This is a genomic window from Amycolatopsis suaedae, from assembly GCF_004214935.1.
In the GTDB taxonomy this organism is placed as follows: domain Bacteria; phylum Actinomycetota; class Actinomycetes; order Mycobacteriales; family Pseudonocardiaceae; genus Amycolatopsis; species Amycolatopsis suaedae.
On sequence record NZ_SFCC01000019.1, the window covers coordinates 1 to 23,246 of the forward strand.

The following is a 23,246-nucleotide window of genomic DNA, read 5'->3' on the forward strand; positions in this document are numbered from 1 at the left end:
GCCTGATCAGACCGGTGACAAACTCGATGGTGGACTTCGATACCGGCAGGGCGCTCTGGTAGACAGTGGGGCCGGAGCCCTCAGAGTGCTGATCTTGGGTCACATCTTGATCAACATCTGAGGGCTCCACCTCGTTCCAGCGAGCACCGCTGACACCCCTCCACCCCGTTCCCGCGCAACGGTTACCGCGAATGTCACCGCACTGACCAGCACAATCAGGATGAAAAATCCCCATTGGGGGACCTTGCCGGGCGGCCGGGAACGTACCTCGCGCGGCGGGCGGTGACGCATCGGTGGCGCTCCTGGGATCACATAGGCGCAGGACGAGCATGGAGAGTGCGGCATGACCACGAAATCGGGCACCACCAAGTTCACCGGCAAGTACCGCGGCTCGGTGGTGTCGAACACCGACCCGCTGCGGCGGGGCAGGCTGCTGGTGAAGGTGAGCGAGGGCCTCGGCGAGCTGCCCGCGTTCTGGGCCGAGGCCGCGACACCGCTGGCCGGGCTGCAGAGCGGCATGTTCGTCACCCCGCAGCCGAACGCCGGCGTCTGGGTCGAGTTCGAGAAGGGCGATCTGGGCAGTCCGGTGTGGACCGGGTTCTGGGCGGGCAGCCAGCTGGACACCCCGGCCGAGGCGCACCTGTCGCCCGGCGTTCCGTCGGTGGTGCTGGCGACCTCGCCGCTGAACGTCATCTCGATCAACGACAAACCGGGTCCGGCACCGGGCGGGATCATGCTGCGGCACGGGACGGCGTTCATCGCCATCAACGACACCGGCATCCAGATCTCCAACGGCCAGGGCGCCACGATCATCCTCGGCCCCGGCCCGTTGATCAACGTCAACGGCGGCGCTCTCACGGTGCTGAGCTGATGCCCGGCTTCCTTGTCCACAGTGGACCAGCCGTCACCTGCGTGCACGCCGGTCCGATGGTGGCCGTGCCGTCGACGCCGCCGAGGGTGACCGTCGGCGGGTTTCCGGTCGTCCCGGCCGCCGACGTGATGACCGTCCCCGAGTGCCCGGCGAAGGTCTGCAAGGTGATCGTGTGGGAGAACTTCTCCACCCGCGTGCTGGTGAACGGTCAGCCGATCGCGTTGCAGCTGACCCCGCCGCCGAGCAACGCCAACGGCCTGTGCGTTCCGCCCGCGCCGCCGGTCAAGGTGCCCGCACTGACGGCGGCTCTCCAAATCCGTGTGCTGGCGATATGAGGCGTGACAATGCAGATTGACTTCCCGTTCCACATCGACGCGCGCGGCCGCGTCGCCGAGACCGGCCGCGACGACCACATCCGCGACCTCATCGAGCAGCTGCTGTTCACCAGCCCCGGCGAGCGGGTGATGCGGCCCGACTTCGGGTGCGGCCTGCTGGACCTGGTGTTCGAACCCAACAGCCCGGAGATGGCCGCGACGTTACAGGTCAGCGCGGAGGGCGCGCTGCAGCGCTGGCTCGGCGACCTGATCACCGTGCGGGAACTGGTGGTCACCGCCGAGGAGTCCACCGTCACCGTGCGGGTCCGGTACGTCGTGATCGAGACCGGCGAGCAACGCGACGAGCTGATCGAAGGAGGCGCGTGATGGCGTGCCGCACGGACCAGCGCAGGGCCAGGGCCCGCGCCGAAGGCTACAACGGCATCGACGCCGTCAACGTCAGCGAGGACGGCCGCACCGTCACGGTGATCTTCTTCGGCTCGGTCCCCGACGACCTGACCGCGGCGAACTTCCACATCACCGGCGGGAAGCGGGTCACCGGCATCGAGGTGGTCGACGTCGTGCACTGCGGCCACGAGGACCCCGAACTGGAGGACCGGGCGCGGCTCACCGTCGACCGGCCGGGCGACTTCTCCACCTACCTGCTCTCGGTCGTCGAGGCCGACTCGCGGGGCAGGCCGGGCACCGAGCCCTACCCCGGTTTCGACCCGCGTTACGCCGCGGCCGAGTTCGTGTTCACCGCACCCTGCCACGAGGTCGACTGCGCCCCGGCGCCCGCGGCGGAACCGCCGGACGAACCGGGTCCGGAAATCGACTACCTCGCCAAGGACTACGCCTCCTTCCGGCAGCTGATGTTCGACCGGCTGACGCTCACCATGCCGAACTGGACCGAGCGGCACGTGCCCGACGTCGGCGTGGCACTGGTCGAGCTGCTGGCCTACGAGGGCGAGCGGCTGAGCTACCGGCAGGACGCCGTCGCCACCGAGGCCTACGTCGACACCGCGCGGCTGCGGACCTCGGTGCGCAGGCACGTCCGGCTGGTCGACTACCCGATGCACGACGGCTGCGCCGCGCGGGCGTGGATCTCCGTCGAGGTCGACGCGGCCGTGGCGCTGGACGCGGGAAAGTACCGGTTCGCCACGCTCCCGGCGTCGTTCCTGCCGGAGAGCAAGGGCGTGGTCCAGGAACGCGACCTGGACCGGCGGGACACACCGCCACACGAGATCTTCGAGCCGGTGACCGACGAGCGGATCGAGCTGCGGCCGGAACACAACCGGATTCCACTGTGGACATGGGGCGACACGGACTGCGTCCTGCCGGAGGGAACGACGTCGGCGACGCTGGCCGACGGCACCGAGGACTGCCGCGTGCTGCGGCTGAAGCCGGGCGACGTGCTGCTGTTCGAGGAGGTCCGGGGCGCGCGGACCGGCGCCGAGGCCGACGCCGACCACACGCACAAGCAGGCGGTCCGGCTGGTCTCGGTCACCGAGGCGACCGACGAGCTGTACTGCCGGCCGGTGCTGGAGGTGACCTGGGCCGAGCGCGACGCGCTCCGGTTCCCGCTGTGCGTGCGGGCCCGGGGCGGTCCAGAGTGCGAGGACCTGGAGGTCGCGGTGGCCCGCGGCAACATCGTGCTCGCCGAGCACGGCCGGACGATGCCCGCCGAATGCCTCGGCGAGGTGCCGGGGCCGGAGGCCGGTGAGCCCGGTTGCCCGGACCCGCCGGACTTCGGCTGCCCGGACGTGACCGTTCCGGCCACCCGACCCGCCTACCCGCCGCTGCCGGTGCGTTACCGGCCGGTGCTCGGCGAGCGGCCGGTGACGCAGAGCGCGCCGTTCCCGGAGACCGCCGACGTCGCGGCCGCCCAGGCCCGCCGGCTGGCCGGGCTGCCCGGCCGCACCCGGAACGAGGTACACCGGTTGTGGCGCAAGGCAGGCCGCGAGGAACTGTCCGAAAAGGACATCGAGTACCTGACGATCGTGTTCGGCGCGGACGTCCTGCGCCGCGTCGAGCTGACCGAGCACCCGCGGCGGGCACTGCGCACGCTGCTGGCCCGGTTCGACAGCCTGCTGGAACGCAAGCTGGAGCGGCTGGCCGAGCTGGTCCGCCGGGCCAGGTCCGGCTATCTGCTCGACGCCGGCGACGAGGGCTGGGAGATCGGCCAGACCTGGGGCAAGGACGAGGGCAACGCCCTCGATCCCGCCCTCCCGGTGTTCCGCGGGCCCGCGGCGCTGGCGATCCCGGCCCAGCCCAGGGCGGCGCTGCCGGCCCTGCGGGTCGAGGACGAGCACGGCCAGGTCTGGCTGCCACGCCGGGACCTGCTCGACAGCGGCCCGGCCGACCGGCACTTCGTCGGTGAGACCGACGACGAAGGGCGCATGTCGCTGCGGTTCGGCGACGGCCGCAACGGGCTGGCACCGTACCCGGGCTTGACGCTGACCGCGCGCTACCGCGTCGGCAACGGCGTCGCGGGCAACGTCGGCAGGGACGCCGTCGCCAGGCTGGTGCTGCGTGACGTCGCGGGGGTGGCGGTGTCGCGGGTGCGTAACCCGCTGCCCGCAGCCGGCGGGGTCGATCCCGAGCCGGTCGCCGACGTCCGGCAGGTGGCCGCGCAGGAGGCCAGGCACCGGCTGCTGCGGGCGGTGGCCGCGGAGGACTACGCGGAACTGGCCGGCCGGACGCCGGGGGTCCAGCGGGCCGCGGCGGACCTGCGCTGGACGGGCAGCTGGTACGAGGCCCGCGTGGCCGTCGACCCGCTCGGCGCCGACGTCGCGCCGGACGAGCTGCTCGACGAGGTGCGGGACGGCCTGCACCGTTACCGCCGGATCGGCCACGACCTGGCCGTCGTCACGGCGACGCTGGTGCCGCTGGACCTCGCGCTGCGGGTCGAGGTCCAGCCCGGCTACCTGGCCGGGCACGTCCGCGAGGCCGCGCGCCGGGCGCTGGAGGCCGACTTCGAGCCGGACGACCTGACGTTCGGCACCCCGGTGCGGGTGAGCCGGATCGTGGCGACCGCGGCGGCTGTCGCCGGAGTGCGCAGGGTCGCGGTCACCCGGCTGCGGCGGTTGTTCGGCCCCGCCGACGACAAGGTGCTCGCCGACGGCGTGCTGCCGATTCGCGCGCTCGAGGTGGCGCAACTGGACAACGACCCCAGCCGGCCGGAGAACGGCCGCATCGAGCTGGACGTGAGGGGCGGAAGATGACGGTCAACGCCAAGGGATGCGGCTGCGGGTGTGACGGTGTCGACACGGAGACACCGCGCAGCACGCACAACCGGCCGGGGCTGTCCGCGCTGCGGTACCGCGTGGGCACCCATCCGGCGTTCGCGCGGTCGATGCGGGCGAGGCTGTCCAGCCGCGAGGCGCTCCTGCCGCTGACCACTAGGGAGCCCGACGACCCTGCCATCGCACTGCTGGACAGCTGGGCGGTCGTCGCCGACGTGCTGACGTTCTACCAGGAGCGGATCGCCAACGAGGGCTACCTGCGCACGGCCACCGAGCAGCGGTCGCTGGACCACCTGGGCGCGCTGGTCGGCTACACGCCACGGCCCCCGCTGGCCGCGAGCACCTACCTCGCCTACACGGTCGCGGACAAGGAGCGGACGGTCGTCCCGGCCGGATCGGCGGTCCGGAACACCCCCGGCCAGAACGCGCTGCCGCAGACCTACGAGACGTCCGAGGAACTGGCCGCACGGGGCGAGTGGAACTCGCTGGCGGTCCGGCGTACCGATCCGCCCGGGCTGGTCTACGCCCGCCCCGACGAGGACGTGCCGGGCAACGCCCACCGCGTGCCGTCGCTGACGTTGAAGGGGACCACGGCCAACCTCACCGCGGGCGACCGGCTGCTGATGCTGTTCGGCGACCCGGTGTCCGACACCGACCGCCGCGCGGTCGTGCGGACGGTGTTCTCGGCCAAGCCCGACTTCGACGCCGACACCACGGCGGTCGCGCTGGTCAGCGAACTGGACCAGTTCGCCGCCGCCGTCCTGACGGCACGGACGGCCGTCGACAAGGCCGTCAAGGACGCGCCGAATGGGGCGGAGGTGGCGCACGTGGTCCAGAACGAGCTGACCCCGCTCGGCGCACTGCTCACCCCGCAACTGCTTCCCGAGGCGGTGTTCACCAACACGATCCCGGCGCGGCTGGACCGGCTGGCGGAGATCTCGGCGCTGGCGGAGATCCACCTGTCGTGCACGGTCCGCAAGTGGATGAACGACCAGGTGGCGAACGTGATCGGCACGGTCGGCGAGGTCGTCGCGCGGGCCGCCGTCCTGACCCGCCGCAACGACCTCGAGATGGATCAGCTGATCGAGCTGGCCGAGGACACGCTGTGCCCGCCGGAACAGGGCGGGGGCAGCAAGCTCGCCGCGAGCGTGGACCTCGACGACGACTGTGGCTGCGGCTGCGAGCCCGATCCGGAGAACTGCGACCGCGCCACCGCGCTCGTCGCGCTCACGCCGATGCTGGAACGGCTGCGCCGCCCGCCCGCCCGACCACCGCGCAAGGCCCGCGACGTCGAGCCGGACCTGGCGGAGCTGTACCGGCCCGACTCCGACGTGCACCCGAAGCTGCTGGCGACCGCGCAGCCGCGGATCGAGGCGAACCTGCACACGGCGTGGCGCAACCAGCGCATCACCCGGCCGCCCGCGCTGGCCGACCTGCAGGCGATGCGGGTCAAGGCGAAGATCGGCTCGGTGCCGGATTCCGGTGGCGGGGTCGGTGTCGCGGCCGCGCCGACGACCGAACTGCGGCTGGACACTGTCTATCCGGCGATCGTGCCCGGCACGTGGGTGGTGCTGGAGACGGACAAGACCCACGTGCTGCGGGTCGTCGGCGTGCGGCAGGCCCTGCTACCGGTGACGGTCGGGGAGGAGGAGGTCGGCACCGCACCGGTGACCGTCGTCGAGGTCGATCGCGCCGTGGAGCAGCCCGCGGTCGGTGATCTGGTCTTCGCGCAGGGCGAGTCGCAGACGGTGCTCGGCGAGCCCATCCGAACCCCGGTCGGCGGCAGGGAGATCGAGCTGGCCCGGCTGTACGACGGCCTGCGGCCGGGCCGCTGGCTCGTGGTGTCCGGCGAGCGGACCGACATCCCGCACACCAGCGGCATCACCGCGGCGGAACTGGTGATGCTCGGCGGGATCCGGCAGTGGGTGGACGCCACCAAGCCCGGCGACACCGTGCGCACCAGCCTGCTGCTGACCACCCCGCTGTCCTACACCTACGCACGCGACAGCGTGGTGATCAACGCCAACGTGGTGGAGGCGACGCAGGGGGAGACCCGCGACGACGTGCTGGGCAGCGGCGACGCCGCTGTCGGCGGGCAGGCGTTCGCCCTGCGGCAGACGTCGGCGGACAACCCGCTGACCTGGCTGCCCGCCCCGAATCCCTCCGGTGCCGAGGAGACGCTCACCGTGCGGGTGGGCGGCGTGGAGTGGCGTCGTACCGAGGCGCCGCTGCTGGCCGGCCCGACCGAGCACGTCTACTCGCTCGGCCGCGGTGACGTCGTCAGGTTCGGCGACGGCGTGCACGGCGCCCGGCTGCCCAGCGGCACCGAGAACGTCACCGCGCGCTACCGCACCGGCGCGGGCAGGTCCGGGAACGCGCCCGCGGGCAGCGTCAACCAGCTGTCCAGCCAGCCACTGCACGTCCAGGCGGTGACCAACCCGGTCCCGGCGACCGGCGGCGCGGACGGCGACCGCCCGGGGGACGCGCGGGTCACCACGCCGCTGCGGATGCGGGCACTCGACCGGCTGGTCTCGGTACGCGACTACGAGGACTTCACCCGTGCCCGCGCCGGAATCGGCAAGGCCGCCGCCCGCAAGCTGCTCGACGGCGGCCGTCAGGTCGTGCACGTGACGATCGCCGGAACCGGCGACGTCCCGATCGACCCGGCGTCGGCGCTGATGGCGGGGCTGGAGACGGCGCTGCTGCGTTACGGCGACCTCGGGGTTCCGGTGCGCGTGGACGTCCGGCAACTGGTCACGCTGGTGATCCGGGCCGGGGTCAAGCTCCTGCCGGAGTACTCGTGGGACCTCGTGGAGCCCGCGGTCCGGGCCGCCCTGCTGGCGGAGTTCGGCTTCGACCGGCGCGAGCTCGGCCAGTCGGCGTTCCTGAGCGAGGTGTTCGCCACCGTGCAGCGGGTTCCCGGCGTGGACTACGTGGACGTCGACACCCTCGCCGGTGTGCCGGGCGACGCGAGCCCGGTCGACCTGGCCACGCTGCTGGGCCGCCTGGAGGGCGCCGCCGACTGCGTGCCTGCCCCGCCCGCCCGGTTCCGGGAGCGGCACACGAGGGTACGCCGTCGCAGCGACAGCTTCCCGGAAACGCTCACCCAGGTGGCCCGCCGGACCGGGCTGACCGTGCTCGAACTGCTGCGGCTCAACCCGTCGCTGACCAGGTTCGACGTCGGCACCCGGCTGACCGTCGCCAGCGGCGTGGTGCCCGCGCAGCTGGCCGTGCTCCCGCCCGGCCTTCCCGAGGCCCTGATGCTGAGGAGGATCCCGTGACGAGCGAGGCCGACCGGCGGCTCTACGACCTGCTGCCGCGGATCTACCACAAGTACGACGAGGAACGCGGCGGGCCGATGAAGGCACTGCTCGGTGTCGTCACCGAGCAGGCCGACATCGTCGACGCCGACATCGACCAGCTCTACGCGGACTGGTTCGTCGAGACCTGCCAGGACTGGGTGGTGCCCTACCTCGGCGACCTGGTCGGCTACCGGATGCTGCCGGGTTCGCAGGAGACGCTGTCCGCGGGGACCGAGGCCGCACGGCGGCTGCTCGCCGCGATCGCGTCCCGCCGCGACGTCGCGCACACCGTGGGCAACCGGCGTCGCAAGGGAACGCTGGCGTTGCTGGAACAGCTGGCCGCCGACGTGGCGGGCTGGCCCGCCCGCGCGGTCGAGTTCCGCAGGCTGCTCGGCGTCACCCAGTCGGTCCGGCTGCACGGCGGCGACCGGCGGGCGGACGCCCGGCGGCTGCGCCGCGGCAGGCTGGTCGACGTACGCGATATCGACGTCCTCGACCGCGTGAACGGACCGTTCGACCGGGCAGCGCACACGGTCGGCCGCCTGCACAACATCCCCGAGGTGGGACTGCACGTCTGGCGGCTGCGCCCGCACCCGGTCACCATGGCGCCCGCCTACTGCGAGGACCGCGCCCGCACGCACTACACGTTCAGCGTGCTGGGCAACGACACCCCGCTGATGACCAAGCCGGTCGTCGAGCCGTCACCGACCCACGTCGCCGACGAGACGAACGTGCCCGCGTTCATCCGCAGGCGGGCGTTCGCCGAGCGCACGGCGCACTACTACGGGCCAGGCAAGAGCCTGTGCGTCTACCTCGAAGGCGGCGAACCCGTGCCGCTGAACCAGATCGTGCCCGCCGACCTGAGCGGCTGGCGGTACCGGCCGCGGCCGGGGCAGGTCGCCGTCGACCCGGTGCTCGGCCGCATCGCGTTCCCTGCGCGGCACGCACCCGACACCGGTGTCTGGGTGAGCTACCACCACGGCTTCTCCGCCGAGATGGGCGGCGGCGAGTACCGGCGCACGCTGGACGAGCACCCCGATCCCGCGCCCTACCTGGTCGGGCCCGGTGGGTTCGACGGGCTGATGGCGGCGCTCGCCAAATGGGCCGAGGACAAGGAAGCCGACCCCGGCAGGCGGGAGGCGATCATCGAGATCACCGACTCGGGTGCCTACCAGGAGCAGATCGAGCTGCGGCTGGACCGCGGGGACCGGCTCACGGTCCGTGCCGCGCAGGGGAAACGGCCGGTACTGCGCCTGCTGGACTGGCACAGCAACCGGCCGGACGCCCTGCGGGTCAACGGAACCGGCGAGGGCGACCCCGAGCTGCCCCTGCCCAGGCTGGAACTGGACGGGCTGCTGATCACCGGGCGCAGCATGCGGGTGCAGGGACCGGTCGGCCAGGTCGTCATCCGGCACAGCACGCTGGTGCCCGGCTGGTCGCTCGACGAGCACTGCACCCCCGAGCACGTCGAGGAACCCAGCGTCGAGCTGGCCGACACCCCGGCGTGCCTGGAGGTGGACCGCAGCATCGTCGGCACGATCCTGGTGACCGCCGACGAGGAACGTACCGAGCCGAACCCGATCTGGCTCACCGACTCCATTGTGGACGCCGCGGGCCCCGGCCTTGCCGCGATCGCCGGGCCGGACGACCGGCACGCGCACGCGGTGGTGTCCGCCCGCCGCAGCACGTTGTTCGGTTCGCTGCTGGCACACGGCACCGGGACGGTGGAGAACTGCCTGCTCGTCGGCGTGGTGCGGATCGCCCGCAGGCAGGCCGGCTGTTTCCGGTTCTGCTGGCTGCCGCCGGAATCCCGCACACCACCGCGGTTCCACTGCGAACCGGAGCACTCCGGGGACGCGCTGCGGGTCGTGCCGAGGTTCACTAGCGTCCGGTACGGCACGCCGGGCTACGCGCAGCTGGGCACCGGCTGTGCCGAGGAGGTACGGCGGGGCGCCGACGACGCGTCGGAACCTGGCGCCTTCCACGACCTGTTCGCCCCGCAGCGGGAGGACAACCTGCGTACCCGGCTCGAGGAGTACACGCCGGCAGGCGCACACGTCAGCATCCTTTTCCAGACCTGACAAGGGGAACGATCATGCAGGGCGATTTCTCGCGCGTCACCCACGACCCGCGCAAGCACTTCTCGGCCGTGCTGTCCCAGCAGGGCAGGGTCCAGCTCGACGCCGACGTCAACGAGCAGGCGGCCATCCTGCTGCACCAGATCCGCACGGCGATGATCGACCTCGTCGGCGACGCGGCCACACCGGCCGGGAAGCCCGGGTTCGCCATCGAGACCGTGCCCGACCCCAAGGAGCCCGGCAAGATCGTCGACCTGACGATCAAGGCCGGCCGCACCTACGTCGACGGGCTGCTGGTCGAGAACGACGCCGACACGACGTACTTCGGGCAGCCGGACGGCCACCTCGACCGCGACGATGACGAGCTGCCGCAGGGCGTTCCGTACGCGGTCTACCTGCGGGTGTGGGAGCAGCTGGTGCACTCGCTGGTCGACCCGTCGATCCGCGAGGTCGCCCTCGGCGACCCCGGCCCGGACACCGCGGCCAGGGCGAGGGTGGTCTGGCAGGTGGCCACCCACGCGCTGCCCACCGGTACGACCGGGAAGGACAAGGTCAAAGAGGAGTTGCGGACCTGGCTGGACGGGCTGAACCCGCGCCGGGGCAGGCTCGCGGTGCGGACCGACCGGCCGGAGGACAGCGACGACACCCCGTGCGACCTCTCGCCGGAGTCCCGCTTCCGGGGTCCGGAGAACCAGCTCTACCGCATCGAGGTGCACAGCGGCGGCCAGTCGTGGAAGCGCGGGACGAAGTCGGGCGACGACGACCGTGACGACGACTCGTGCCTGTTCGGCGCGACGTTCAAGTGGTCGCGGGAGAACGGTTCCGTGGTGTTCCCGATCCTCTCGCTGTCCGGTGCGGAGGTGCGGCTGGCCGACCTCGGCCGGGACGGCAAGCTCGGTCTGGAGGTCGGTGACTGGGTCGAGATCGTCGACGACGCGTCCGCCGCCCGGGTGGCCGACGACGTCGCACTCGACGACGACCCGGTGCGGGCGCCCGCGTTGCGCCGCGTCGTCGCCATCGACGCCGCCGACCGCAGGATCACCCTCGACTCCGAGCAGGCCGACGACGGCTGTGGCACCAGGCAGCGGCTGCACCCGCTGCTGCGCCGCTGGGACCACGGCCCGACGCCGATCCGCGGCATCCGCACCCGGCTGGCGTCCGACGGCGCGGTGCCCATCGTGGAGGACGTCTGGATCGACCTGGAGGACGGCGTCCAGGTGAAGTTCAGCTCGCCGGAGATCGGGAAGCAGGGCACCTACCGTCGCGGCGACCACTGGCAGGTCGCCGCCCGGATCGCCACCGGCGACGTCGAGTGGCCCCGGTCCGGCGGTGAGCCCGCGGACCTCGAACCACACGGCGTGCACTACCACTACGCGCCGCTGTGGTTCGTGCCAGGCGGCACCGCCACGCCGGAGGACCTGCGCAGGCTGTTCGCCCCGATCGAGGAAGCCGGCGGCAACGTGGACCAGCCGGACGCCGCCGCGAAGCCTGCTGCCACCAGGTCCCGCAGGCGGACCACTGCGAAGGAGGATGACGATGTCTGATCAGGTGACGTCCTGGCTGCGCACGGTGGTGCCGGGACTGTGGTCCGCGCTGGTCGCGTGGCTGGTCTCGCTCGGGATCCCGGACGCGGTGACCGACATGCTCAACGGCCTGGGCAGCCAGGTGATCGTGCCCGTCGTGCTGGCGGCTGTGTACGCGTTGCTGCGCAAGCTGGAGCCGAGCATGCCGCGCTGGCTGACCGTCGTGTTGCTGGGGTCCAACCGGCCACCGCAGTACGCCCCGGCTGGGCAGCCGTGACGAGCATGGAGCCGCCGGTCCCGGCAGGTTGCACCCGCTGCGGGAGCGGGTGCAACCTGCTGGGTGGGCAGCGGCTCCACCTGGAACCGCGCCTGCTCCCGTTCGAACGCCCGTTGCCGTCCACAAAGGACAGGACCTCGGCATCGGCACGACGAGTCCCACGTTCCCATCACGTTCGGCGTGGACGTCGGACGGCTACGCGTTCGAACGGTCCGCCGTGCGCGGGATCGGCGGTGCCTCGGTGGGCATCACCGGTGGTCCCGCGCTCAACGGTGATCCGCACCTGCTGGTGAGTGCCGGATTCACCGTGGTCGAGTACCTGAAGGGAGCCTACTCGGCGGGGCTGTCACTGGACCTCCGTGAGGGCACGGCCTCCGGCGTCCTGGGATTGGGGTCGCGGCTGTCGTTCTGAAGCTCAGGCGCTGGGTAGCAGCCGCAGGATCTTGTGCATCTCCGGCGACGGCCGCACGCCCAGTTCGCTGGCCAGCAGCTGCCGGTACCGGCGGTAGGTCGCCAGCGTCTCCGAGTAGTTGCCCTCCGCCAGGTGGATCTCCATCAGCAGCCGGTACGGGCTCTCCCGCAGCGGCTCGGCCCGGACGGCGACCAGCGTCGCCTCGACGGCGCTGCCGTGCCTGCGAGCGGCCAGTTCCGCGCGTGCCACGCGTTCCAGGCTGCGTAGATACAACTGGCGCAGCCGTTCCCGTTCGACGAGCACCCACTCGTCGTACCAGCCGGGCAGCAGCTCGTGGCTGCGGAACGGCACGGCCGGCTCGCGGATGCCGTGTGCTGTGCGGACCAGTTCGTCGGTGTCCACCTCGACCCAGTCGTGCAGGCGAAGGATCTCGCCGCCGGCCTGGACGATCGGCGCGGCGGTCTGCTGGGTGCGCCACAGCGCGGTGCGCAGGCTTCCCGCCGCCTTCTGCTCGCCGGCGTCGGGCCACAGTGTCGCCATGGCGTGCCCTCTGGTCGCGGTCCGCTGCAAGCCGAGGAACGCCAGCAGCCGCTGAGAAGTACGCGGCACCTCCGTCGGGGTGCCGTCGCAGGTGAGTTCGAACCCTCCGAGCAGGGTCAGTCGTGCAGCAGTGCAAATCGAGCGCATCGCAATTCCCCCTTGCCGAGCCCTGGGACCGATAGTGGTCCCCACCCCGGCCGCGGCGCGCTCCCCAACGCGAGGGCGATCGGCCGTCGTTGGCGCGCCCCGAGGTCAGCCCGATCGGGCAGACCCATGCGTCAGCGCGACGGCATCAGCACCCAGAGGACGAGGTAGATCACGAACTGCGGGCCGGGCAGCAGGCAGGACAGCACGAACAGCAACCGGACGGTGCCGGGCCGCATGTTCCATCGTTCGGCCAGCCCGGCGCACACGCCCGCGATGCGGCGGTTGTGGCGTGGTCGGCTCAAAGTCATGGCGCTCATGGCCCCATGGTCCCCGAAAACGGCCAATCCGACACTGTTGGCAGGTCGGGGCGTCCTTCTTCCGGACGATCGTGACTCCTGCCACCGGCCGCTCGTCGCGCCCACTCGGCCGAGGCGGACGGCGGGAGGCGGTCCTACCGTCGCGGACGTGATGGTGTCCCGGGTGATGACGGTGGTGCGGTTCCTGGTGGCGGCGGTGTTCCTCGCCTACGGTGGGTTGAAGATCGCGGGTGGCCAGTACTTCTACGGCGACTGGGTGATCGACAAGAAGACCGTGCCGGGGCCCGGCCTGGTGTGGGCGTTCTACGGCTACTCGCCGTTCTACGGCGTCGCCACCGGGTTCTTCGAGTTCGTCCCCGCGGTGCTGCTGCTGTTCCGCCGCACGGCCACCCTCGGTGCGCTTGCGCTGTTCGCCGTCTCGCTGAACGTCACGCTGATGGATTTCGCCTTCGGTTTCCCGGTTCCGGCCACCGCGCTCGTCACCACCTGCACCGTCCTGTGTGGACTACTGCTGTGGCACGACCGGCAGCGGCTGCTCGCCGCGTTCTGGAGGCCGGTCAGTCCGGCTCGATCGCGTAAGCCTCGATCTCGACCAGCATCCCGGGGCTGATCAGCGCCGAGACCTCGACGGGCTCGCGACAGCGCATGAAGGCCACCTTCATTACGTGTGACGTGGTGATGGTGGCCTTCACGTGCTTGGCGCTTGCTGGATTGTCACGTTCGTGGTGGCTGGTGGGGCGGGTGTGCCGGGGTGAGGGCGGATGTGGTGGCGTCTGATGCCGTGAAGGGGACCCTCACGGCAATCGCGCCGGACCTCGACTTTGCCGGGGCCCTGCCGCGAGACGGGATGAAGGTGGCCTTCATACACACCCGGACTCCGGGCGGACCACACCGGTCAACGTCACCGCTACGAAGGGCACCTTGGTAGCGCAATGCGCAACCAAGGTGCCCTTGGTAGCGCCGCCGGGAGCCCGACCGCCTGGACTTTGCCGGGGACCTCACGGCACGGGAGCGCGATTTAGTTGAACCATGGTACAACTAGAACCATGGTTCAACTAACTGCGCGTGCCGCTGGCGTCCGGGAATGGCTGGGGCTCGCGGTGCTGGCGCTGCCGACCGCGTTGCTGGGGCTCGACCTGACCGTGCTCTACCTGGTCGTGCCGCACCTGGCGGAGGAGCTGCGGCCGAGCGCGACCGAGATGTTGTGGATCATGGACGCGTACGGGTTCCTGGTCGCGGGCTTCCTGGTCACCATGGGGACGCTGGGCGACCGCATCGGGCGCCGCAGGCTGCTCCTCATCGGCGCGGTCGCGTTCGGGGTCGTGTCGGTGGTGGCGGCCTACGCCACGAGCGCCGAGATGCTGATCGCCGCGCGGGCGGCCCTCGGGATCGCGGGCGCGACACTGATGCCGTCGACGCTGGCGCTGATCAGCAACATGTTCCCGGACGCCCGCCAGCGCGCGGTGGCCATCGGCGTCTGGGCGACGATGTTCGCCGGCGGGATGGCGGCCGGTCCGCTCGTCGGCGGGGTACTGCTGGAGCACTTCTGGTGGGGCTCGGCCTTCCTGGTCGCCGTGCCGGTCAGCGTGGTGCTGCTGGTCGCCGGGCCGGTCCTGCTGCCGGAGTACCGCGACCCGCGCGGCGGCCGCCTGGATCTGCCCGGCGTCGCGTTGTCGCTGGCCACGCTGCTGCCTGCCGTCTACGTCGTGAAGCACCTCGCCAAGGACGGCTTCGACGCCACGACCGTCCTGGCCCTGGTCGCGGCACTGGTGTTCGGCGTGCTGTTCGTCCGCAGGCAGCGCCGGGTGCCCGACCCGCTGGTGGACGTCCGGCTGTTCGCCGACCGCAGGTTCGGCTTCGCGCTCGGCATGCTGCTGCTCGGGTTGGTCGGCGTCGGCGGCACGCTGATGCTGGTCGCCCAGTACCTGCAGTCGGTCGAGGGCCTGTCGCCGCTGGCCGCCGGGGCGTGGATGGGACCGCCCGCCCTGATGATGCTGATCGCCGGAGTGGTGGCACCGCGGGTCGCGCGGCGCGTGCGGCCCGGCTACGTCGTGGCCACGACGCTGGCGTTGTCCACCGTCGGCTACCTGATTCTGGCCACTGTGGACGGTCCGGGGGAGACGGTTCCGGTCGTCGCCGGGTTCGCGCTGGTGTACCTCGGCCTCGGGGTCCTCGCGGCACTCGGCACCGACCTGGTCGTCGGGGCCGCGCCGCCGGAACGCGCGGGGTCGGCGTCGGCGCTGTCGGAGACCGTCCAGGAACTCGGGCTCGCGTTCGGCGTCGCCACGCTCGGCAGCCTCGCCACGGCGGTGTACCGCGCCGAGGCCGGCCCGCCGGGCGGGGACAGCCTGCCCGAGGCGGCGGCCGCCGCGCTGCCCGCGGCGAAGGTGGCGTTCGCCCAGGGGCTGAGCGTCTCGTCACTGGTGGCGGGCGCCGCGACGCTGGGACTCGCCGTCGCCACGGCCGTCGCGCTGCGGCGGATCGGCCCGCTCGGCAGCTCCGGGTACGGTGGGGAGTCTCATCGTGAGTAGGAGAACCCGGTGGTGGACCAGGCTTCCCCGCCCGTCGACGGGCGGCGTGCGCGGGGCCAGCGGCGCAGGGCCGAGATCATCGCGGCGACGCTGCGGGTCGTCGAACGCGACGGCGCCGCCGGCGTCACCCACCGCACGGTGGCGCGCGAGGCCGACGTGCCGACCAGCCTGTCGGTCTACTACTTCGCCACCCTGGACGACCTGCTCGTGGCCGCGCTCACCACGGTCGCCGACGAGTACGAGCGCAAGCTACGCGCCATCCTCGACGCCGGCGGCGATCCGCTGACCGGGCTCGCCGAGCTGCTCGCCGAGTCCGCGGGCGAGGGCAGGGGACGGGCGCTCGCGGAACGGGAACTGTCGACGCTGGCCGCGCGCCGTCCCGCACTGCGGCCGGTCGCACGCCGCTGGCGGGACATGGTCGCCGAGATCGGCAGGGGCCAGACCGGCGATCCGCTGGCCGTCGAAGCGCTGGTGGCGGCGTCCGACGGGCTGTGTGCCGCGATCCTGATGGGCGGCGAACGGCCCGACGTCGAGCGGGTCCGCGGGGTGCTGGCCCGTTCGCTGGGGCGGGCTTAGCACCGCTCCCGCAGCACGGCGGTGCCCTCGCCGCCGAGTTGTTCGGCGAGCCGCATCGCGACCTGCCGGTCGAAGTCGAACCGGCAGCGGATGACACCGGCCAGCCAGCGCAGCGGGGCCAGGTTGGCCGCCGAGGTCAGGTGGGCCCGCCGCTCGTGGTCAGGCCGGCGAGGTCGGCGGCGAGTGCGGCGCGCTCGGTGTGGACCAGAGCCCAGGCATCGTCGTTCCTCACCGGGACATCCTCCCGCGGCAGGAGGCGGGGCGGAAGAACGCTGCTTACGCTCGCCCTCATGCGATTGTTCGGCAGGCCGGTCGTCCCGGCGCGGTTGTTTCCCCTGCTCGCCGTGGCCGCGGTGCTGGGGTTCGGCTTCCCGGACTCGGTGCCGGTCCGCCCGGCCGACTGGACGGTGGCGCTGGCCGCCGCGGTCCTCACCATCGGCGGCGGACAGTGGCCGTGGCCGGTCACCGTGCTCCAGGCGGTCCTGCTGGCGGTGTCCGCGCCGGTCGCCGGCACCGGTCGCTACGCCGTGCAGGTCCTCGCCGCGTTCGCACTGCTGGAGCTGATCATGCGACGGGACAGCCCGTGGCGTGCGGCAGGCGCGGTGGTGGTCGGCGCCGCGACGTTCGTCAACCTGTGGTCGATCACCGGCTCAGCCGTCCGCGGTCTGGTGTGGACGGTCGTGATCGTCGCTGTGGCCGGTGGGCTCGGGGTGCACACGTGGTCGCTGCGGGACTGGATGTCCCGCTACTACGAGCAGTTCCACCGCGCCGAGCGGCTACGCGAGTCCGACACCATGGCCGCCAGGGCCGGCGAGCGGACCACGATCGCCCGCGAGCTGCACGACCTGGTGGCCCACCACGTCGCCTCGATCGTGCTCCGTGTCGGGGTGGCCAGGCACGTGGTCGCCGGAACCGACCCCAAGATCGTCGCCGTTCTCGACGACGTCCACGCCACCGGTTCGGCCGTCCTCGACGACCTGCGTGAGCTGGTCGCCGTGCTGCGCGATCCGGCGACCGCGCAGGGGGATCCGAACGTGCCGCTGCTCGACGCCGCCGACCTGCCTGCCGCGCTCGCCGACGTGGCCGACCGGATCACGCAGGCAGGACTGCCGGTCGAGGCCGACGTCTACCCGTCGGTCGGTGAGCTGGACGCGATGCGCAGGCTGGCCGTGTTACGGGTCGCGCAGGAGGGGCTGACCAACGCCCTGCGGCACGCCACCGGAGCCACCGGGGTGCGGCTGGTGGTGCGGCAGGACGACAATGGCGCCGTGGTGATCGAGGTACGCGACGACGGCAGGGCCGCGGCCAGGTCCGGGTCCGGCCACGGCCTGATCGGGATGGCCGAGCGCGTCGCGCTCGCCGGTGGCAGCTTCCACGCCGGGCCCGACGGCACCGGCTGGTCGCTGCGGGCAGTACTGCCGGAGGTCCAGAAGTGATCCGCGTGCTGCTGGTGGACGACCAGGACCTGGTGCGGGCCGGCCTACGGATGCTGTGCGAGTCGGCCGACGACATCCTCGTCGTCGCCGAGGCCGCGAACGGCCACGAGGCGGTGCGCGAGGTCGACCGGCACGTGCCCGACGTCGTGCTGATGGACCTGCGCATGCCCGGACTGGACGGTATCGGCGCCACCGAGCGGATCCTGAGTACCCGGCCCGGCACGAGGATCGTCGTGCTGACCACGTTCGACGACGACGATCACCTGTACCCGGCGCTCAGCGCCGGCGCGTGCGGATTCCTGTCCAAGGACACCGCTCCGCCGGACCTGCTCGCGGCGATCCGCCGTGCCGTCGCCGGCGACAGCCCGTTCAGCCCGCCCGTGCTGCGGCGGCTGGTGGCACGCGCGGTGGGGACCGCGTCCGCACCGGCGGCGCCCGCACTCGACGTCACCGAGCGCGAGCGGGAGGTGCTGGCACTCGTCGGCGCCGGGCTGTCCAATGCGGACATCGGCGCACGGCTGCACCTGGGCGTCACGACGGTGAAGACCCACGTGGCGAACCTGATGACCAAGACCGGCCGGGCCAACCGGGTGCAGCTGGCCGTGCTGGCGAATCAGGTTGGCCTGGTGGCCGAGTCCGGTGAGAATGGCGCCTGACCGAGCCGCCGGGAGGGTACGCGTGCAGACCGTCATGGAGACCGACCGGCTGGTGCTGCGCCGGTTCACCGAGTCCGACGTGGACAACCTCGTCGAGCTGGACAGCGATCCGGAGGTCATGCGCTTCCTGACCGGCGAGCCGACACCCCGCGCCACGATCGAGAACGAGGCGCTGCCCTCGATCCTGCGTGCCTACGCCAGCGGGCCGGCGGGCCGCTGGGCGACACACGAACGGTCCACCGGCGAGTTCGTCGGCTGGCTCGCTCTCGATCCGCCTGCGGACGGCAGCGTCACCGACGTCGAGCTTGGCTACCGGCTCAAGCGGTCGGTGTGGGGCCGTGGCTACGCCACCGAGGGCGCCCGCGGGCTGGTCGAGTACGGATTCGGCGCGCTCGGCGTGCGGCGGATCTGGGCGCAGACGATGGCCGTCAACACGGCGTCCCGGCGGGTGATGGAGAAGGCCGGACTGCGTTACGTGCGGACGTTCCACGTGCACTTCGACGACCCGCTGCCCGGCACCGAGCACGGCGAGGTCGAGTACGAACTGCTCCGCGCGGACTGGGCCGGCCGCTGATCAGAACCCGAACAGCTCGCGCGGTGCCTCGTGCTTGTCCGGCCAGGTCAGCCAGGCGACGTCGGTCGGGCCGATGACGTAGTCGGACAGCCGCCATGGCCGCGTGTCGTCGTCGGACTTCCTGAGCAGGGCCACGTAGGTGTCGGACATGACGCCGTCGGCCCGGCGTGCCTCGTAGCCGGTCCCCGCGTAGTACGGACGGCCGCCACCGGCATCGCGCATCGTCGCCTGCAGGAAGACCCACGAGCCGACGCGGTTGAGCTGTTCCACCTCCACCCGGACCCGGTCGTCGAACGCCTTGTCGAGTGGTGCGGTCGCGGCCCGCAGTACCGCCTGCCGGGCCGGATCGCCGGTGCCCAGCGAGTGTGCGGACGGGGTGTTCATCGACTTACCTCCAGGTCAGGACTCATTTCGGCGGGGTGAGGATCTCGACGAGGCCACCGCCGCCGCCCATGCTGATCCGCTGCGAACCGTCGGGGTTGACGTTGTTCGAGCCGATGAACTGACCGTCGCCCGCATACAGCACGACGTGCCCGCCGCCGTTGGAGACCACCACGTCGCCGGGCTTGGCCTCGGACAGCGGGACCGACGTCCAGCCGTCCGCCTTGAGGTTGGCCGACAGCTGCGACACCGACGCGCTGGCCTGGCTCTTGTCGATCAGGCCGGCGGCCTCAAGGCAGCCGGAGACGAAGTTCGCGCAGTTGACGTTGTTCGGCACCCACGACTGCATCGCGGGCAGCTCGCCGCTGCCCTTGAGGTCGCCCGCGTTGCGGCCGAGGAAGCGTTCGGCGATCTTGGCCGGGTTGTCGCCCTGGGCGTCGATCGGCTTGGCCGGCCTGCCGTCTCCCGGGACGCCCGATGCGCCGCCGTAGTCCCCGCCGCCACCGCTGCTGCCGCCACCGCCGCCGCTGGTGGAGGGAGCCTCGGTGCCCCTGAAGTCGATGCCGCTGGAGGCCGAGCTCGCCGTGGTGCCATCGCCCTTGCCGGCGGGCACCAGCTCGAGGAAGCCGTTCTCGATCTCCATGCCGAGCGGCTTGAGGAGTTCGTCGATCTCCTTCTCGGCGGCGTCCAGCGCCTGCTCGATCTCCTCCTTCTTGCCGTTGGCGTCCTTCTCGTTGAGCTGCCGGAGGCGCTCGATGTCGGACGCGGCGGCCTCGATCTCGCTCTCGTCGTCGGAGCTGTTCTTCCGCTGCCGGGCCGCGCCGATCAGGGCGCGGTTGTCCGCGTCCTTGTCGTTGGCTTCCTGGGCGAGCTGCGCGACCTTGCGCTTGACGTTCTCCATGATCTCGGAGACGCGCTGCAGGATGTCCCGCGCGGCCTCGGCCTTGTCGCTGACGTTGTGACTGGCCTTGCCGAGCTTGTCGAGGTGGTCGGCGACGGCCTCGGCGTCCTTGCCGTCCCAGTTGCGCAGCACGTCGTCGCGGAAGAGCTTGAGCTCGTCGCCGAGGTCGTTGGCACTGGTGGCGGCGCCGCCCGCCTTCACCGCCTGGTCGTTGACCGCGCCCGCGTTGAGCTTCTCCGCCTGCTTGGCGTGGGTGTCGATGGCGTCCATCGACTTCGGACGGTCACGCGCCGGGTCGTCGAGCGCACCCTGGTTCGGTTCTGTGGTGGTCATCTGTCAAGCCCCCTGGGTGTCCGTCAAGCGCGCTCGGAGTCGGTGGTGCGGAGGGTGTGAACGGCCTGGTCCTCGTCGGTCCGCATGCGCTCGGCAGCGTAGGCCAGTGCCTGGGAGGCGGCTTCGACGAGCTTCGCGGCGGCGTTCAGCTCGGCGTTCACGCCCTTGTAGAAGCCCTGCATCGTCTGGCCGGCGCTGGCGGCGTTCTTCAGGTGGCCGTACGCCTCCCCGGGGTTGCCGTCACCCAGCTCCGTGCCTGCCTTGCCGTAGCTCTCCTTGAGCCCGCCGACCTTCTTGGCCAGCTCGGCGATCTGATCCGGATCGAAACGGCGAGTCATGAATGGTCCCTCCAGTGCCGGCGGCGGCGACGACGTTCGAGGATACCGACGCACCCCGTCGCACATCGGTTCCCACAACGGGTGAGATTCAGGAGCCGGGAAGGTCGATGCTTTCGGCGAGCGAGCTCGCGCGCGCGAGGCGGCGATCGGTGGTGAGGACCTGTACTCGAAGGCGAGCGGCGAGTTCGAGGTAGAGGGCGTCAGTCAACCGGATATCGGCACGGCGCGCCCAGGCGCCGACCGCCAACTCGGCGACGGAGTGACGCGTAACCGGGACCGCGGTCAGTGCGGCCAAGGCGGCGTCGACATCGGCCGTGGTCAGCTCTCCCGCGCGGTGGAGCCGGCCGAGGGCCGACAGGACCTCGGCGTCCATGTGCGACGGCGCGTGCATGACGGTGCCGGCGAGCCGTTTCTTCGCCGGGGCCGCGTACTCGGTGCCCGCGAGGAGGTCGACCAGCACCGAGGCGTCGAGGACGACGAGTTCGGCCGGTGGCTCAGTCATCCGTGTCGGCCAGCTCCGAGCGGGCGCCGTCGAGCGCCTCCAGGGCGGCGTGATGAGAGACCGTGGCTCGGGGAGCGGGTAGCGTCTCCAGCCACGAGGTCGTGGCCTGGCGTTGCAACTCGTCCGCGATCGCGGCCTGCGCGAGCGCGGAGATGTTCAGGTCCGCGGCCTTCGCTCGCTCGGCGAGTTCATCGGGCACGTACACGTTCAGCCTGGCCATACACACAATGTACACACACTCGCCCGCGGAGGCCGACCAGGATTCCGGCGCACTTCGTCGCGCATCGATTTCCACGATGGGTGCGATATGACCGCCGGACGCGCGGCCCCTGCGCGATGGTGGGCCCGGTGGGACTCGAACCCACACTGGCACGGACCTAAACCGTGTGCCTCTGCCAATTGGGCTACGGGCCCGACGCCGGAAATCTTAGCGGCATGCCAACTAATCCGGCTCGGCGTGGCCCGCGCGACCGTGGACCCGCCGGTGAACTAACGTGGTGACCTGCGACGAACTGCCCGGCAAGGAGGACTTGTGGCCCGCGACCCGGACACCATCGAGCGTGAGATCGAGAAGGCCAGGGATGCGCTGGCCGACACCCTCGACCAGCTCGGTACCAAGGCGAACCCGAAGAAGCTGGCGGACTCGGCGAAGTCCAGCGTGCTCGCCACCCTGGAGAACCCCAAGGTCAAGTACCCGCTGATCGCCGTCGGGGCGCTCGTCGGGCTGCTGCTCGTCCGTAAGCTCTTCCGCTGACGTCGGCTCAGGTGCTGGCCACCGGCTCGGCGGCCGGCACCTGGTCGGCGTCGTTGTCCTCCGCGCTCGGCTGAGCGGGCACGGCGTCCGCGTTGTCTTCCGCGTCCTCCGGCTCCTCCTCGGCGGCCTTCTCCTCGGCGTCCGGGGTCTCCACCTCGGGCTCGGGCCTGGCCAGCCGCGCGGTCATGTAGGCCGTGGTGAACTCCAGCGCGCTTCCGCCAAGCAGGTGCACGACCGTGACGGGCTGCTTCTCGCCGGTGATCTTCTCGACCAGCTGGTCGGCCGTGTCTCTCGCCGCGATGATCCCGGGGGCTCGCGCGGTCATCTCCTTGCCGAGGCCGGTGACCGTGATGGTCCAGTCCTCGTCGTCCTGCACGTAGACGGCAGTGATCGTCTCCGCCATCGGTTACCCCTCTCCATCGGTACGCCCCTCATGGCTGGGAGTCGCTCCCGCCAGCCACGTGACGTCGGGCTCACCCCACTGGGCGATGTCTCCCGCATCGCCCTCGCGTCGCACCCGTGTTATCGATACCCCAATTCCACGCTCCGTCACAAGTTGAAGTGAGGAATTGAGCGCTGCGTAACTAGGCAGGTGGATTAGTGCAACACTCGCCGTCGCAGTCCGCCCCAGAGCAGATCCATGGCGTAGTCGGTGGCCGTTTCCGGCGTGACGTGCTCGTGCCGCTCGCACCAGATCGCCAGCCGCTCGCACGCTCCGACGACGAACTCGGCCGACGCTTCCACCTGTTCGGGGGAGTCGGCGCCGAAGTAGCCGGTCATCAGCTTGCCGATGAGGTCGGTCTGCTGCCGGCGGGTCGCCTCGATCTCGTCCGCGGCGGGGGTGCCGATCAGGGTCATCTCGTGACGCAGCAGCAGCCACGACTGGCGCCGCCTGTCGATGAACACGAAGAAGGCATGCAGGCCGCGGCGTAGCGCCTCCTCTGCGTCGGCGACGTCCGCGACGGCGTCCTCGGTGGCCAGGCGCAGCTCCGACCTCGCCTGCCGGATGCACGCCAGGAGCAGGCCCTCCTTGGAGTTGAAGTACTCGTACAGCATCGGCTTCGACACGCCGACCCGCTCGGCGATCTCGTCCATCGAGGCGGCCAGGTAGCCGCGCTCGGCGAACACCTGCTCGGCGACGTCGATCATCTGCCGCTCGCGCTCGGCGCGGGGCATGCGTTTGCGGCGAGGGATGTCCGGAGTGACCACGGCCTCAACTCTACCGGAAGTAACCTTAC

The 23,246-nt window shown here is 71.5% G+C and carries 26 protein-coding genes and 1 tRNA gene; 16 read left to right on the forward strand and 11 right to left on the reverse strand.

Annotated features, from left to right (window positions below; all coding sequences use genetic code 11):
• Window positions 1–235, reverse strand: a 235-nt coding sequence (locus EWH70_RS36000) for a hypothetical protein (RefSeq protein ID WP_205669324.1), incomplete at its 3' end; no start/stop codon positions are given.
• A 108-nt stretch (window positions 236–343) separates the two neighbouring features.
• Here EWH70_RS36000 and EWH70_RS30495 point away from each other — a divergent pair.
• The 9 genes from EWH70_RS30495 (at window position 344) to EWH70_RS35660 (ending at window position 12,022) form a co-directional block, all read left to right on the forward strand.
• Window positions 344–871 (forward strand): phage baseplate assembly protein V, encoded by a 528-nt coding sequence (locus tag EWH70_RS30495; protein ID WP_130479027.1) that lies wholly within the window; start codon window positions 344–346, stop codon window positions 869–871.
• Window positions 871–1,206 carry a hypothetical protein gene (locus tag EWH70_RS30500; RefSeq protein WP_130479028.1) on the forward strand — a complete coding sequence of 112 codons (336 nt, stop codon included), beginning with the start codon at window positions 871–873 and terminating at the stop codon, window positions 1,204–1,206. Before EWH70_RS30495 ends, EWH70_RS30500 begins: the two co-directional genes overlap by 1 nt.
• A gap of 9 nt (window positions 1,207–1,215) precedes the next feature.
• A complete protein-coding gene (locus tag EWH70_RS30505; protein ID WP_130479029.1) occupies window positions 1,216–1,572 on the forward strand; it encodes a GPW/gp25 family protein in 357 nt (118 codons plus the stop codon).
• Window positions 1,572–4,409, forward strand: a complete 2,838-nt coding sequence (locus EWH70_RS30510) for a putative baseplate assembly protein (RefSeq protein ID WP_130479030.1) — start codon at window positions 1,572–1,574, stop codon at window positions 4,407–4,409. The genes EWH70_RS30505 and EWH70_RS30510 overlap by 1 nt, the downstream gene beginning before the upstream one ends.
• Window positions 4,406–7,711, forward strand: a complete 3,306-nt coding sequence (locus tag EWH70_RS30515) for a putative baseplate assembly protein (protein WP_130479031.1) — start codon at window positions 4,406–4,408, stop codon at window positions 7,709–7,711. The genes EWH70_RS30510 and EWH70_RS30515 overlap by 4 nt, the downstream gene beginning before the upstream one ends.
• Window positions 7,708–9,813: a hypothetical protein gene (locus EWH70_RS30520; protein ID WP_130479032.1), complete on the forward strand. Its 2,106-nt coding sequence runs from the start codon at window positions 7,708–7,710 to the stop codon at window positions 9,811–9,813. Before EWH70_RS30515 ends, EWH70_RS30520 begins: the two co-directional genes overlap by 4 nt.
• Window positions 9,814–9,827: 14 nt before the next feature.
• Window positions 9,828–11,354: a DUF6519 domain-containing protein gene (locus tag EWH70_RS30525; RefSeq protein ID WP_205669325.1), complete on the forward strand. Its 1,527-nt coding sequence runs from the start codon at window positions 9,828–9,830 to the stop codon at window positions 11,352–11,354.
• A complete protein-coding gene (locus tag EWH70_RS30530; protein WP_130479033.1) occupies window positions 11,347–11,610 on the forward strand; it encodes a hypothetical protein in 264 nt (87 codons plus the stop codon). The genes EWH70_RS30525 and EWH70_RS30530 overlap by 8 nt, the downstream gene beginning before the upstream one ends.
• Window positions 11,611–11,827: 217 nt before the next feature.
• The gene (locus EWH70_RS35660; RefSeq protein ID WP_205669326.1) at window positions 11,828–12,022 is read left to right on the forward strand and encodes a hypothetical protein; all 195 of its coding nucleotides are present in this window, start codon (window positions 11,828–11,830) and stop codon (window positions 12,020–12,022) included.
• A 3-nt stretch (window positions 12,023–12,025) separates the two neighbouring features.
• Here EWH70_RS35660 and EWH70_RS30535 read toward each other — a convergent pair whose 3' ends face one another.
• Window positions 12,026–12,631, reverse strand: coding sequence for an AfsR/SARP family transcriptional regulator (locus EWH70_RS30535; RefSeq protein WP_205669327.1), 606 nt, complete (start codon window positions 12,629–12,631; stop codon window positions 12,026–12,028).
• 209 nt (window positions 12,632–12,840) lie between these two features.
• Entirely contained in the window at window positions 12,841–13,026 is a 186-nt protein-coding gene (locus EWH70_RS30540) for a PspC domain-containing protein (RefSeq protein WP_130479035.1), read from the reverse strand.
• A gap of 148 nt (window positions 13,027–13,174) precedes the next feature.
• On the opposite strand from EWH70_RS30540, the gene EWH70_RS30545 reads away from it, so the two are divergent.
• The 6 genes from EWH70_RS30545 (at window position 13,175) to EWH70_RS30575 (ending at window position 18,799) form a co-directional block, all read left to right on the forward strand.
• Window positions 13,175–13,636 (forward strand): hypothetical protein, encoded by a 462-nt coding sequence (locus EWH70_RS30545; RefSeq protein WP_130479036.1) that lies wholly within the window; start codon window positions 13,175–13,177, stop codon window positions 13,634–13,636.
• A 436-nt stretch (window positions 13,637–14,072) separates the two neighbouring features.
• Entirely contained in the window at window positions 14,073–15,557 is a 1,485-nt protein-coding gene (locus tag EWH70_RS30550; protein ID WP_130479037.1) for an MFS transporter, read from the forward strand.
• A 12-nt stretch (window positions 15,558–15,569) separates the two neighbouring features.
• Window positions 15,570–16,133: a TetR/AcrR family transcriptional regulator gene (locus EWH70_RS30555; protein WP_130479150.1), complete on the forward strand. Its 564-nt coding sequence runs from the start codon at window positions 15,570–15,572 to the stop codon at window positions 16,131–16,133.
• 290 nt (window positions 16,134–16,423) lie between these two features.
• Window positions 16,424–17,569, forward strand: coding sequence for a sensor histidine kinase (locus EWH70_RS30565; protein WP_130479038.1), 1,146 nt, complete (start codon window positions 16,424–16,426; stop codon window positions 17,567–17,569).
• Entirely contained in the window at window positions 17,566–18,225 is a 660-nt protein-coding gene (locus EWH70_RS30570) for a response regulator (RefSeq protein ID WP_130479039.1), read from the forward strand. The genes EWH70_RS30565 and EWH70_RS30570 overlap by 4 nt, the downstream gene beginning before the upstream one ends.
• Window positions 18,226–18,247: 22 nt before the next feature.
• Window positions 18,248–18,799: a GNAT family N-acetyltransferase gene (locus tag EWH70_RS30575; protein WP_240687318.1), complete on the forward strand. Its 552-nt coding sequence runs from the start codon at window positions 18,248–18,250 to the stop codon at window positions 18,797–18,799.
• Here EWH70_RS30575 and EWH70_RS30580 read toward each other — a convergent pair whose 3' ends face one another.
• From EWH70_RS30580 to EWH70_RS30605, 6 genes are all read right to left on the reverse strand, one after another.
• Complete coding sequence (locus tag EWH70_RS30580; RefSeq protein ID WP_130479041.1) at window positions 18,800–19,183, reverse strand: hypothetical protein; 384 nt, start codon at window positions 19,181–19,183, stop codon at window positions 18,800–18,802. It lies immediately after the preceding gene.
• 22 nt (window positions 19,184–19,205) lie between these two features.
• Window positions 19,206–20,414 (reverse strand): NlpC/P60 family protein, encoded by a 1,209-nt coding sequence (locus tag EWH70_RS30585; RefSeq protein WP_130479042.1) that lies wholly within the window; start codon window positions 20,412–20,414, stop codon window positions 19,206–19,208.
• Window positions 20,415–20,437: 23 nt separating this feature from the next.
• Window positions 20,438–20,752: a hypothetical protein gene (locus EWH70_RS30590; protein ID WP_130479043.1), complete on the reverse strand. Its 315-nt coding sequence runs from the start codon at window positions 20,750–20,752 to the stop codon at window positions 20,438–20,440.
• Between the two features lie 88 nt (window positions 20,753–20,840).
• Window positions 20,841–21,254 carry a type II toxin-antitoxin system VapC family toxin gene (locus EWH70_RS30595; RefSeq protein WP_130479044.1) on the reverse strand — a complete coding sequence of 138 codons (414 nt, stop codon included), beginning with the start codon at window positions 21,252–21,254 and terminating at the stop codon, window positions 20,841–20,843.
• Entirely contained in the window at window positions 21,247–21,474 is a 228-nt protein-coding gene (locus EWH70_RS30600; protein WP_130479045.1) for a type II toxin-antitoxin system CcdA family antitoxin, read from the reverse strand. The genes EWH70_RS30595 and EWH70_RS30600 overlap by 8 nt, the downstream gene beginning before the upstream one ends.
• A gap of 117 nt (window positions 21,475–21,591) precedes the next feature.
• Window positions 21,592–21,668: transfer RNA gene (locus tag EWH70_RS30605), tRNA-Leu, on the reverse strand.
• 118 nt (window positions 21,669–21,786) lie between these two features.
• On the opposite strand from EWH70_RS30605, the gene EWH70_RS30610 reads away from it, so the two are divergent.
• Window positions 21,787–22,008, forward strand: a complete 222-nt coding sequence (locus tag EWH70_RS30610) for a DUF3618 domain-containing protein (protein WP_130479046.1) — start codon at window positions 21,787–21,789, stop codon at window positions 22,006–22,008.
• Window positions 22,009–22,015: 7 nt separating this feature from the next.
• Here the strand turns inward: EWH70_RS30610 and EWH70_RS36365 are convergent, their stop codons facing one another.
• Both EWH70_RS36365 and EWH70_RS30620 read right to left on the reverse strand, forming a co-directional pair.
• Window positions 22,016–22,411: a hypothetical protein gene (locus EWH70_RS36365; RefSeq protein ID WP_240687319.1), complete on the reverse strand. Its 396-nt coding sequence runs from the start codon at window positions 22,409–22,411 to the stop codon at window positions 22,016–22,018.
• Between the two features lie 194 nt (window positions 22,412–22,605).
• Window positions 22,606–23,184 carry a TetR/AcrR family transcriptional regulator gene (locus tag EWH70_RS30620; protein WP_130479151.1) on the reverse strand — a complete coding sequence of 193 codons (579 nt, stop codon included), beginning with the start codon at window positions 23,182–23,184 and terminating at the stop codon, window positions 22,606–22,608.
• Window positions 23,185–23,246 lie beyond the last annotated feature (62 nt).